General features: G+C 40.2%; 10 protein-coding genes and 1 riboswitch. Of the genes, 2 read left to right on the top strand and 8 right to left on the bottom strand.

What is annotated here, in order from left to right; genetic code table 11:
- Window positions 1–240 precede the first annotated feature (240 nt).
- Both murI and btuB read right to left on the bottom strand, forming a co-directional pair.
- Window positions 241–1,107 (bottom strand): glutamate racemase, encoded by an 867-nt coding sequence (murI, locus tag DK866_RS17455; RefSeq protein WP_109409933.1) that lies wholly within the window; start codon window positions 1,105–1,107, stop codon window positions 241–243.
- On the bottom strand, window positions 1,052–2,920 hold the full coding sequence (btuB, locus tag DK866_RS17450) for a TonB-dependent vitamin B12 receptor BtuB (protein ID WP_109409932.1): 1,869 nt from the start codon (window positions 2,918–2,920) through the stop codon (window positions 1,052–1,054). The genes murI and btuB overlap by 56 nt, the downstream gene beginning before the upstream one ends.
- A gap of 69 nt (window positions 2,921–2,989) precedes the next feature.
- Window positions 2,990–3,197, bottom strand: a riboswitch (cobalamin riboswitch).
- A gap of 112 nt (window positions 3,198–3,309) precedes the next feature.
- On the opposite strand from btuB, the gene trmA reads away from it, so the two are divergent.
- Window positions 3,310–4,407 (top strand): tRNA (uridine(54)-C5)-methyltransferase TrmA, encoded by a 1,098-nt coding sequence (gene trmA, locus DK866_RS17445; RefSeq protein WP_109409931.1) that lies wholly within the window; start codon window positions 3,310–3,312, stop codon window positions 4,405–4,407.
- 123 nt (window positions 4,408–4,530) lie between these two features.
- On the opposite strand, the gene DK866_RS17440 is transcribed toward trmA, so the two are convergent.
- Window positions 4,531–4,932 (bottom strand): YijD family membrane protein, encoded by a 402-nt coding sequence (locus tag DK866_RS17440; RefSeq protein WP_036933245.1) that lies wholly within the window; start codon window positions 4,930–4,932, stop codon window positions 4,531–4,533.
- On the bottom strand, window positions 4,932–5,618 hold the full coding sequence (gene fabR / locus DK866_RS17435; protein ID WP_072070605.1) for an HTH-type transcriptional repressor FabR: 687 nt from the start codon (window positions 5,616–5,618) through the stop codon (window positions 4,932–4,934). Before fabR ends, DK866_RS17440 begins: the two co-directional genes overlap by 1 nt.
- Window positions 5,619–5,817: 199 nt before the next feature.
- Here fabR and sthA point away from each other — a divergent pair, with 199 nt between their 5' ends.
- Window positions 5,818–7,215 (top strand): Si-specific NAD(P)(+) transhydrogenase, encoded by a 1,398-nt coding sequence (gene sthA / locus DK866_RS17430; protein WP_109409930.1) that lies wholly within the window; start codon window positions 5,818–5,820, stop codon window positions 7,213–7,215.
- On the opposite strand, the gene oxyR is transcribed toward sthA, so the two are convergent.
- From oxyR to argB, 4 genes are all read right to left on the bottom strand, one after another.
- On the bottom strand, window positions 7,207–8,124 hold the full coding sequence (gene oxyR / locus DK866_RS17425; protein WP_075672972.1) for a DNA-binding transcriptional regulator OxyR: 918 nt from the start codon (window positions 8,122–8,124) through the stop codon (window positions 7,207–7,209). The two genes, sthA and oxyR, sit on opposite strands and share 9 nt — an antisense overlap.
- A 251-nt stretch (window positions 8,125–8,375) precedes the next feature.
- Complete coding sequence (argH, locus tag DK866_RS17420) at window positions 8,376–9,758, bottom strand: argininosuccinate lyase (RefSeq protein ID WP_109409929.1); 1,383 nt, start codon at window positions 9,756–9,758, stop codon at window positions 8,376–8,378.
- Window positions 9,759–9,835: 77 nt separating this feature from the next.
- Complete coding sequence (locus DK866_RS17415; RefSeq protein ID WP_109409928.1) at window positions 9,836–11,044, bottom strand: argininosuccinate synthase; 1,209 nt, start codon at window positions 11,042–11,044, stop codon at window positions 9,836–9,838.
- A 75-nt stretch (window positions 11,045–11,119) separates the two neighbouring features.
- Window positions 11,120–11,893, bottom strand: coding sequence for an acetylglutamate kinase (argB, locus tag DK866_RS17410; protein ID WP_109409927.1), 774 nt, complete (start codon window positions 11,891–11,893; stop codon window positions 11,120–11,122).
- Between the last annotated feature and the right edge of the window lie 6 nt (window positions 11,894–11,899).

The following is an 11,899-nucleotide window of genomic DNA, read 5'->3' as shown; positions in this document are numbered from 1 at the left end:
AACATTCGCTGCCGTTTCCGGTCTTCTGCGTTGTTGCGAGGAGGTGCATTCTACATCTTCCTCATTCAGTGTCAAGCGTTTATTTTCAAGGCTTTTCACTTTTTTTTCTTTGTTCTCTCGGCTAACTCACTTAGCGTGGTTTGCCGTGACAACGAGGGCGCATTATAGGGAGTTTTGTGAAGCTGGCAACACTTTTTTTGAGTTTTTTTACTGACCGTTGAATTTTCCACCAAATTCCACTTAAAGCGCCAGTTTTCTGAGCGATCCAAAGCCAAAACTTGCTAAAACAGGTTTTAGCAATTCGCTATTCTCATCTTCTTTTAGACAATAAGCGAAACTAATTTCATTTGAACCTTTTATTTTCGCTTGATTTACGACCAACCACGCAGTTCTTCGTGCAATTGCAGCCCCAGAATCGATAATTCGTGTGCCATCAGGTAAAACAGAAAGAAGCTCGTCTGCTAATAAAGGGAAATGAGTACAACCTAATACTACCGTATCTGGTGGCTCTTTCATTTTTAGCCAAGGTGTAAGAATTTTACGAAGCTCATCTAGAGAAACTTCTTCACCATGAAGTTTTCTTTCTGCTAGTTCCACCAGCTCGGCCGAACCTAAAGAGTGAACTTTGCAATCAGTTGCAAAGCGCTCTATCAATTCATGGGTATAAGGGCGTTTAACTGTTGCTCTTGTCGCTAATAATCCAACCACTCCATTACATGTTAATTTAGCAGCGGGCTTAATAGCAGGAACAACTCCCACAATAGGAATATCAGTAAACTTTGCCCGTAAAGCCGGAAGGCTTACCGTACTAGCGGTATTACAAGCAATAACAATTGCTGCGAGAAAGTGCTTCTCAGCAACCGCGCTAATGATATGAACAACACGGTCAATAATGAATTCCTGTGATTTTTCACCATAAGGGAAAGCTTCATTATCAAAAACATAGATATAGTGAGCATCCGGTAATTTTTCACGGATCTCACGATAAACAGATAAACCGCCAACCCCTGAATCAAAAACTAATACAGTAGGGTTAGCGGTAAGTTGTGCATCAGAAGTTGTAGCTTCCTGTGAGGAAGTATTCACGTCCTGGCGTGCGATAGCCATAAGCTGTCTCATAATCTTTATCAAACAGGTTGGCTATTCTACCACGAATTGAGAGATGTGATGTAATAGGATATGACGCAGTTAAGTCCCAAATACTCACTCCACCTAAAGAAACATTCTCATACGTGCCGTAATCTTTATCTGTACGCTGACCGATATATTGGTAAGTCACTCCCATATCGAGTTTATCAACTTGCCAATCAAGTTGATATTTCAACTGTTGACGAGCGCGACGATCAAGACGTTGATGTGTTTCTTTATTTCTTGCATCTATATATTGAAGGTTAAAGGTATGATGAAAAATCCACGTATCCATTTCCCCTGTAAATTCCACGCCTTTAATTAATGCCTTCCCAACATTGTAATTACGATATGGGTAGTTCGATTCACCTTGGATCAACGAATCAACATCATTACGATATGCAGTTAATCGCCACTCTAAAGGCCCAGTTAATCCTTCAAAGCCCCCTTCCCACTGTTTACTCTTTTCGGGTTGTAAGTCTGGATTACTTCCCCATTCACTATAAAGTTGCATCAGTGTTGGTGCTTTAAATGCCGTACCATAACCACCAATCACACGATAGCCATCGACAAATTCCCAACCTAAGTTAGTTTGCCAAGTGGTATGCCAACCATATTCAGAGTGCTTATCTGAACGCACTGAAGCTTCAGCGATAATCTCGCCTAATTTTTGCTGTCCTGTTAGATATAAGCCGGTATTGTCGAAGTGTTCTTTATTAGGAAATCCACTAGAGCCTGCTTTAATAGATTGGCGTTGCCAATCAACACCCCCACCGATACTGCCATTTTCTAATAAAAGGTGATTACCCCACTGCACGTTATATTGTTCGGAGTTAGTAAAACGGCTTCCTTTACCATAGCGACCATAACGTGGATCATAGTCATAATCTTTGGTGTAGTTATAGCTGGTATTGAAAGAAGAAGAGTAGTTATCGCGATGGAACTTCACTCCGCCATCATAGGTACGGCTAAATAGTGCTCTTGTATCCGTTAAGATATCGTTACCACTGTCATAATAAGCATCATAAGCGGTGCGATTATCAAAACCATAAGCACGTGCATATAAAGAAACGTCATCGTTAATATCGTGATTAACCCCTAACCACAACGATTTGTTCATAAATCCATCGCGATCAGGTTGTGGATGCCCACCAGTATTCCCATTGGCTTCTACATCATAGCCTTTGGTATAGAGATAACTGCCCGCCGCTGTTAATGTTGTTCTATCTCCAACTTTTTGTTTTACAGAACCATCATATTCTTGATAACCATGAGAACCCATTGTGGCATTAAGCGTTCCTCCTTCCGTTTTTCTTTCTGTCAGGATATTAATCACTCCGCCAATTGCATCTGAACCATAAACAGAAGAACGAGGCCCTCTTATATATTCAATACGTTGAACAAGAGAAAGGGGAATTTGGCTAATATCAGAGCTACCAGACACATTAGCCTGATTTAAACGCACACCATCCACTAAGATCAGTACATGTCGAGATTCGGCGCCACGTACATAAATAGAACTCATCTGCCCTATTCCACCATTTTGCCCCACATCAATACCCGGCATTCTGCGTAATACATCAATCACACTATTACTCTGCCAGCGATCAATCTGTTCACGTTCAACAACGGTGATAGGTGCTAAAATAGAAGAGTTCGGCTCTTGAAAGCGGTTTGCTGTCACACTTAATGTATCGCTGTTATTAGCAAACGCACCAAAACTGCTCACCATTACACTCAAAGCCACACTCGAAGCTATACTTGAAATGAAGAAAACTTTTTTATTATTCATGAAAATCTGCATCCAACAGAATAAGTAGCAGGATGCCGCCAAAATTAAATAAAGCGCGTATTTAATTTAAGATGCGACAGGTCTTCGGCAGGTCTTCGGACTCTAGGTTAAATAAACAATTTTGTGTATTTAAGATAATGACTTCCCACCGCACTTATATGGGTGCTTTGCAGTGCCTTTTATTATCCTTGATCCTATTACCGCTGCGCGTCAGTTCTGGCTTTGCACCAGATTCCCTTTTCACTCCTATAAGGAGGCCGAACAACTATGCTACGATTTCAACTCCACTGAGTCCAGAAATTGAACATGAAGAATACTGGACATCTTCATGAGGATCTCTACAATTTCGCTCGCTTAACTTTATTACTGCCAAAAAAAGGCGAGATACCATGCAGAATTCATTACCAACGCAAACATATCAGTCTCAACTGAATGAAAAAACACAACGTCTACAAACGATGATGGCTCCTTTTAATGCGCCTGATGCAGAGGTTTTTTCATCACCAGAACAGCATTATCGTATGCGTGCGGAATTCCGTATCTGGCATGAAGAAGATTCTCTCTATCATATTATGTTTGACCAAGAGACTAAGCAGCGTATTCGTGTTGACCAATTTCCCGTAGCCAGCCAGCTTATTAATAAAATGATGGTTGCTTTGTTGGCAGAAATAAAAGATAAGCCAACACTTAGAAAGAAACTATTTCAGATTGATTATCTTTCTACGTTGAGTAATAAAATTATTGTTTCTTTGCTGTATCACAAAAAAATTGATGAAACTTGGCAACAAGAAGCGCAAGCATTACGCCAGACCTTAATTGCCCAAGGCTTTGATGTACAGTTAATCGGTCGTGCATATAAAACAAAAATTATGCTCGATAACGATTTTATTGATGAAGTGTTACCTGTCGCGGGTAAAGAGATGATTTATCGCCAAGTTGAAAATAGCTTCACGCAACCTAATGCTCAGGTCAACATTAAAATGTTGGAATGGGCATTAAAGGCAACAGAAAATGCGAAAGGTGATCTGCTTGAATTGTATTGCGGTAATGGCAACTTTTCATTAGCGCTTGCACGTAATTTTGAGCGAGTGCTGGCAACAGAAATTGCAAAGCCATCTGTTCATGCGGCGCAATACAACATAGCAATGAACCACATTGATAATGTAAAAATTATTCGTATGTCTGCGGAAGATTTTACACAAGCAATGAATGGGGTAAGAGAATTTAAACGTCTTGAAGGGATTGATTTAAAAGATTACCAATGTGAAACCATTTTTGTCGATCCACCTCGTAGTGGTTTAGATGAGAAAACTGTAGAGCTGGTTAAAACTTACCCTAGCATTTTATACATTTCTTGTAACCCAGAAACATTGTGTCAAAATTTAGAAACCCTAATAAAGACACATAAAATCAGCAAATTAGCTTTGTTTGATCAATTTCCATACACCCATCATATGGAATGTGGTGTGTTATTAGAAAAAAGATAACTGCTTATTTCTCTTCTTAGAGTAAAAAATCCTTTAATAACGCGAATAAAAACAAAAACACCAGCAAGATAACTTGCTGGTGTCAAAATTTCGCTGTGTTTACAACAAAGAGATAAGTACAGACTAGTACTGTTCTGCTTGTGATGCTCTTTCAGCTTCTTCAGCCTGTAGGCGTAAGCGTTGGCGCTGTTTAAATTGACGATAAATCCACAACGCAACAATAACAATACAAACAGAAGAGAAAAAGTTTGAACCCCATTCAGGGTTAACGGTTCTGGTGTAAGCGTTATAACCGAATAAGCCTAGTAAAAAGAATGAAAAAATCAGCTTAGGCATACCATCGGTCATAGGTTGATTTAAATAACGCTGATATAAACAGTAAACGGCCAAGATTAAACTGATTAGTGGGAAAACTGACCACGTCTCAATAAATGAATTAAAAAAACTCGAATAAGTACCATGTAAAGCGACACCAATGACTGTGGCAAGTAATAGCGTGCTTTTTTCACAGCGATTTTGTTCCATCATTTGTCTCCTTTCTGATGCGTTTTTTTCTTTATTTCTGGGTTATCTTGTAGAGGTGTTTGCGTCTCTTGCTCACGTCGATACCAATAATAAGCACCTTTAGCAATCATACGCAGTTGTAAAACTAATCTTTCTTCTAATTGTTGACGCTTTTCAATATCAATATCCAGTGCTTCTGCGCCTGCACTAAATACAATAGTGACCATTGCTTCAGATTGCATTTCTGTAAAATAACGTGGCATATGACTTTCTTGCTCAAGGTAGTCTGCCAGTTCTGCAATAAAATGTTGGATCTCTCGTGCGACTGCGGCACGAAATTCTGCTGAAGTCCCAGAACGTTCACGTAATAATAATCGAAACGCATTAGGGTTATTACCAATGAATTCCATAAAAGTAGCTACTGATGTTCTGATAACACTGCCACCTTTCGCAATGCGCTGACGTGCTTGTCGCATTAATTGACGTAACATCAATCCACTTTCATCAACCATTGTCAGCCCAAGTTCATCCACATCTTTAAAATGACGATAAAATGAGGTAGGCGCAATACCGGCTTCTCTAGCCACTTCTCGTAAGCTTAAGCTGGTAAAGCTACGCTCAGCACTCAGTTGGCTAAAAGCAGCTTCAATTAAAGAGCGACGGGTTTTTTCTTTTTGTTTAGCTCTGATGCCAATATTATTACTCACAGAAATCCTGATAATCCTAATTTGGTTTATGCTCAATATATCAAACTTTGTTAAAAAAGCAGTGCGTACAATCATCTCTAAAGACACATTCTCATAAAAACTCAACAAAGTGTGACTAATGCCCTTAATGTCAATTGGGCTATTATTCATTCTAATGTTAATATAGCGTTGTCGGTTTGTATAAAACAGGTCTCTTCCTATGCAACATTCTCATTTCGATGCCATTGTTATCGGTTCAGGTCCTGGCGGTGAAGGCGCGGCCATGGGGCTTGTTAAACAAGGAAAACGCGTCGCAGTTATAGAACGTTATAACAAAGTTGGTGGTGGCTGTACGCATTGGGGTACTATTCCCTCCAAAGCCCTACGCCATGCAGTAAGTCGCATTATCGAGTTTAATCAAAACCCACTTTATAGCGACCAATCTCGTCTTATTAACTCCTCTTTTTCTCAAATACTTCGTCAAGCCAGCACCGTGATTAGTCAGCAGACTAAAATGCGTCAAGGTTTCTACGAACGCAATAACTGTACAATGTATTCGGGTGAAGCGGCATTTATTGACGAACACAGGATCAGCGTACGTTACCCTGATGGTACTTGCGATATTCTCTCTGCTGATAGCTTTATTATTGCAACGGGCTCTCGCCCTTATTGCCCACCGGATGTCGATTTCTCTCATTCTCGTATTTATAACAGTGACACTATACTTGATTTAGAGCATGAGCCTCACCATGTCATTATTTATGGCGCAGGTGTCATTGGTTGTGAATATGCCTCTATCTTTAGAGGATTAAGAGTAAAAGTAGACTTAATCAATACTCGTGATCACCTATTGTCTTTCCTTGATCAAGAGATGTCTGATGCACTTTCTTATCACTTCTGGAATAACGGTATTGTTATTCGTCATAACGAAGAATACGAAAGCATTGAAGGTGTCGATGATGGTGTTATTGTTCACCTAAAATCAGGTAAAAAAGTCAAAGCAGATTGCCTACTCTACGCAAACGGCCGAACAGGAAATACAGACACTCTAGGCTTAGAAAACGTCGGTATTAAAACCGATAGTCGTGGACTCGTTTCTGTTAATGCCCACTACCAAACCAGTTGTGAACACATTTATGCTGTAGGTGATGTCATTGGTTATCCAAGTCTAGCTTCAGCAGCTTATGATCAAGGTCGTATTGCGGCTTTGGCAATCACAACGGGAAAATCAGAAACACACTTGATTGAAGATATTCCAACTGGGATCTACACCATTCCTGAAATTAGTTCTGTAGGTAAAACAGAGCAACAACTCACTGCAATGAAGATCCCTTATGAAGTGGGTCGTTCTCAGTTTAAACATCTGGCAAGAGCACAAATAGCTGGTATGAATGTGGGGAGTTTAAAAATTCTCTTCCACCGTGAAACCAAGCAAATTCTAGGTATTCACTGCTTCGGTGAACGTGCTGCAGAAATTATTCATATCGGCCAAGCGATTATGGAACAAAAAGGTGAAGGTAATACTATCGAATATTTCGTTAATACAACCTTCAACTATCCAACAATGGCAGAAGCCTATCGTGTTGCTGCACTTAATGGTTTAAACCGCTTATTTTAATGCGTTTTGTTTTTCTGCATAAAATGCGGTCATATGTTCACGGATTGTCTCTGCTAACTGCTCATAACGATTACGCAAAGGCGATCCGGGACGATAGACTAAGATAATAGAACGTGATGGATTTGGATCTGTACATTCTAAGTAACAAACTCCATCACGTTTTTGCTCTTGAGGTACTGATAAATCAGGTAATAGGGTTATTCCACTACCAGCAGCGACCATATTACGTAATGTCTCTAAACTCGTTGCTCTAAAATGAGTATCTTCTTTTGCGCCCGCTTGAAAGCAGAATCCTAACGCTTGATCCCGTAAACAGTGCCCATCTTCTAGCATCAATAAACGTTGTCCCGCTAAGTCGCCCATTGGCACAGACTCACGTTCATGCCACGGATGCCCTTCATAAATCGCTAATTTCATTGGCTCTTCAAATAAAGGGACTTCAATAAACGGCGCACTCTCTTTAACCATTGCTAAAATTGCACAATCAAGCTTTCCGCTATCTAATTGAGCTAATAAGCTATGAGTTTGTGCTTCATGAAGGTACATCTCTAACTTAGGGTAGTTTTTATGTAACTCAGGGATAATATGAGGCAACAAATAAGGACCGACAGTAGGGATCAGCCCAATATGTAAAGGCCCTGCCATACTTTCGCCTTGCAATGAAGCCATTTCTTGTAGCACTTTGACTTCACGTAGAACAGTTTTCGCTTGATCCACCAGCAACAAACCTTGTTGCGTAAACAGAACCTTACGGCTAGTTCGTTCAAGCAACATTACACCCAATTCATCTTCAAGCTTACGAATTTGACCACTTAATGTTGGCTGACTCACATGGCAAGAATCTGCCGCACGACGAAAATGTTTATGCTCAGCTAGAGCCACCAGATATTCCAAGTCACGGATATTCATTGCAGATCCCACATTTATTGCTGATAGTTAATGTCTATAGATAATATAGTAACTGATAAATTTTTCTATCAGTCGAATGTTATTCTGTCTCTCTTTTTTGATATTTTCTTAATAAATAAATCTAATTACTTCATATTCTAAAGAATTCAAGATGGGCATAGATATTATCGGCAATTCAAAATAAAAAAACAGGGCAATAAATACCCTGTTCTTATGGAATAACAGTAAGTTGTCTTAAATAAACTCTTTTTTTATTTATCCATACTGAGTGTTTCTTTTGCTTTTTCTATCGCACAAGCGACCTGTTTTTGAGAAACGCCCCCTTTTGCAAGACGTTTATCTAAACATGATTGAAGTGATAAAATATCGTACACATCAATCATGATTTTATCGTTAAACATCTGTAATTCAGAAAGAGGAAGCTCTTCAATTGCTTTACCTTGCTCAATGGCACAAACAACCACTTCACCCACAATATGGTGCGCTTCACGAAATGGCACACCTTTAGCAACAAGATAATCTGCCAGTTCAGTAGCATTAGCATAACCTTGTTTAGCGGCCTCTTCACAGCGAGAACGACGAATTTGAATGCCATCAAGAACTAATGTTGCCATATGCAAGCAATCAGACCATGTATCAATGGCATCAAATAACCCTTCTTTATCTTCTTGCATATCTTTATTGTAAGCTAAAGGCAGACCTTTTAAGGTCATCATCATGCCCGTTAATGCACTTTGAACTCGTCCACATTTTCCACGGATAAGCTCAAGTGCATCTGGATTTTTCTTTTGGGGCATTAATGATGAGCCTGAGGTCACTTTATCTGATAATTCAATAAAGCCCGCTTCTCCACTATTAAAGAAAATTAAATCTTCAGCAAAACGAGATAAATGCACCATCCCAATAGATGCGCAAGATAATAGCTCCAATACATGATCACGGTCAGATACACTGTCTAGACTATTGTTAGTTGCACTCGCAAAACCTAACCATCCCGCTAATTGTTCACGATCGATATCATAAGCTGTACCCGCTAATGCACCGCATCCCAACGGACTGATATCCAAACGTTTCAAAGCATCAGCTAAACGGCTTTCATCTCTAGCTAACATTTCATTGTAGGCCAAACACCAGTGTGCGAATGTTACTGGTTGAGCGCGTTGTAAATGGGTATAACCCGGCATCACCGCATTTTGATTTTGTTCTGCGGTAATAACTAAAGCTTTTTGTAGCTCAACAATCGCTTGGCGAAGATGAATGACCTCTTCTTTGCACCATAGTTTTAAGTCTGTTGCGACCTGATCATTACGGCTACGACCTGTATGTAATTTTTTACCTAAATCACCGACTTTGGCAATAAGCTTACTTTCAACCCAACTATGAATATCTTCTGCATCACTTTGTAAAATAGATTGTGGGTTTGCTGTTACTTCTTCTGATAATTCATTTAAAGCTTGCTCAAGTTGAGCTTGTTCATCTTGCGATAATACACCCACTGTGACTAACGCTTTAGACCAAGCTACTGAGCCAAAGATATCCTGTTGTGCCAGTCGAAAATCAAACCGCAGTGAATCATTGAATTGTTTAAACCGTTGATCAGCTTCCTGACTAAAACGTCCACCCCAGAGTGCCATAATCGCTTCCTGTATTTATTCTGTGTAATAAAAGAGAGTAAGAGTGATGCTTGTTAGCACCACTCTATTGCCTTACGTTATTTCTTGCTCAGTGCACGAATACGTGATGGCAGGGAATACAAACGGATAAAACCTTCAGCATGACTGTGATCGTAAACTTCATCTTCACCAAAGGTTGCAAATTCCTCAGAGTACAGGCTATTTTCTGATTTTTTCTGAATGGCATTCACATGGCCTTTATAAAGCTCTAAAACCACTTCGCCATTCACATCTTTTGCCAGCGATTCCGTAGCCGCTTGTAGTGAAGCACGGATTGGCGTAAACCAACGACCGTCATAGGCTACATACGACATCTCTAAACCGAGTTGTTGACGCCATTTAAACGCATCCCTATCAAGAACTAGTTGCTCAACACCACGCAGAGCAGCCATCATGATAGTGCCCCCTGGAGTTTCATAGCAGCCACGAGATTTCATTCCCACTAAACGGTTTTCAACAATATCAATACGCCCGATACCGTGCTTAACACCTAATGTATTTAATGTATCTAAACACTCAAAAGGTGATTGTGTTTTACCGTTTACCGCGACAACTTCACCCGCTTTAACTGTAACAGTGACTAATTCTGGTGTTTCTGGTGCTTTCTTAGGATCGACAGTCCATGCCCAACAATCTTCATTTGATGCATTCCATGGGCTTTCTAATACACCACCTTCCGTTGAGATATGCCATGCGTTTTCATCGCGGCTATAAATTTTCTCAAGTGTAGCCGTAGTGGGAATATTACGGACTTTCAGATAATCCAGCAGTGCTTCACGAGAACGTAAATCCCACTCTCTCCAAGGCGCGACAACTTTTAGTTGCGGAGCAAGAGCTGCATAGGTGCTTTCAAAACGAACCTGATCGTTACCTTTACCAGTTGCGCCATGAGCAACAGCATCAGCACCTAATTTTAATGCCAATTCTACCTGAGCTTTAGCAATAACTGGACGTGCCATTGAAGTACCTAATAAATAGCTACCTTCATATAAAGCACCGGTTTTTAACACAGGATAAACATAGTCTTTGATAAACTCTTCACGTAAATCAACGACGTAACACTCAGATGCTCCTGACGCTAACGCTTTCTGTTCTACGCCAACTAAATCATCACGGCTTTGCCCAACATCAGCAACAAAAGCAACAACTTCACAGTTATCGTAATGCTCTTTTAACCAAGGAATGATCGCCGAAGTATCTAATCCGCCTGAGTACGCTAGTACGATTTTCTTAATACCTTTAGTCATAGTGATAACCTTCAATTCCTAATTTGTTTAAATTCAGCCAACTATCAAATAGTGATAAGATTTATAGAGTCATTTTTAAGCTAAAATACGGGTGCCTACTGCAACACCATTAAACAGTGCGGTTAGTTTTTCAGCATGGCGCCAACTGGCAATTTCAACGGGTCTACCAAGTGTTTTAGCCGCTTCTAACGCTGCATTTACTTTCACAATCATGCCGTCAGTGATAATGCCTTGGTCAATTAATGTCTGTGCTTTTTCGGCTGACATCTCTGCTATCTTTTGACCTTTACCATCTAAAATGCCACTAACATCTGAAAGCAACACTAAATCAGCACCCAATGTTTCTGCGATAGCGGTTGCAGCTTGGTCTGCATTGACATTCATCAGCTCACCTTTCTCAGTCATACCGATAGAGCTGATAATAGGTAGATAGCCTGCCCCCAGTAATAAATTAAGTAAATCAGGAGAGCCGGGAGTTGCATTTCCTACATGGCCTAACTCTTCATTAATTTGAGTGACTTTTGCTAATTGCCCATCACCCAAAGAAAGCCCCACCCCATTAAGCCCAAACTGAGTTGCCCACGATAACAAGGTCTTATTGGCACTTCCGGCCAATGCTCCTGTGATGATATCTATCTGATCAGCGGGTGTAACACGCAGGCCTTGCTTTTTCACGACAGGTAATTGCAATTTACCCATCAATTCATCCACCAAACAGCCACCACCATGTACGATGACCAAAGGGCGAGAGTGTGTTGAACGATATTGTTGTAATGCGGTGAAAAAACGTGTTAGCGCTTCTTCGTTATCAAGGAGTACACCACCCAGTTTGATAATTAATGGTTCCATGAAACT

Source organism: Proteus genomosp. 4 str. ATCC 51469, from assembly GCF_003144375.1.
Lineage (GTDB): Bacteria > Pseudomonadota > Gammaproteobacteria > Enterobacterales > Enterobacteriaceae > Proteus.
Note: the sequence above shows the minus strand (reverse complement) of the source record. Positions and strands in the feature narration are given on the sequence as shown.

Excerpts from the sequence above, each read along its gene's own strand:
- murI (WP_109409933.1), bottom strand. The coding sequence starts at position 1,107 with ATGGCTATCGCACGCCAGGACGTGAATACTTCCTCACAGGAAGCTACA.
- DK866_RS17440 (WP_036933245.1), bottom strand. The coding sequence starts at position 4,932 with ATGGAACAAAATCGCTGTGAAAAAAGCACGCTATTACTTGCCACAGTC.
- btuB (WP_109409932.1), bottom strand. The coding sequence starts at position 2,920 with ATGAATAATAAAAAAGTTTTCTTCATTTCAAGTATAGCTTCGAGTGTG.
- argH (WP_109409929.1), bottom strand. The coding sequence starts at position 9,758 with ATGGCACTCTGGGGTGGACGTTTTAGTCAGGAAGCTGATCAACGGTTT.
- oxyR (WP_075672972.1), bottom strand. The coding sequence starts at position 8,124 with ATGAATATCCGTGACTTGGAATATCTGGTGGCTCTAGCTGAGCATAAA.
- argB (WP_109409927.1), bottom strand. The coding sequence starts at position 11,893 with ATGGAACCATTAATTATCAAACTGGGTGGTGTACTCCTTGATAACGAA.
- sthA (WP_109409930.1), top strand. The coding sequence starts at position 5,818 with ATGCAACATTCTCATTTCGATGCCATTGTTATCGGTTCAGGTCCTGGC.
- trmA (WP_109409931.1), top strand. The coding sequence starts at position 3,310 with ATGCAGAATTCATTACCAACGCAAACATATCAGTCTCAACTGAATGAA.
- DK866_RS17415 (WP_109409928.1), bottom strand. The coding sequence starts at position 11,044 with ATGACTAAAGGTATTAAGAAAATCGTACTAGCGTACTCAGGCGGATTA.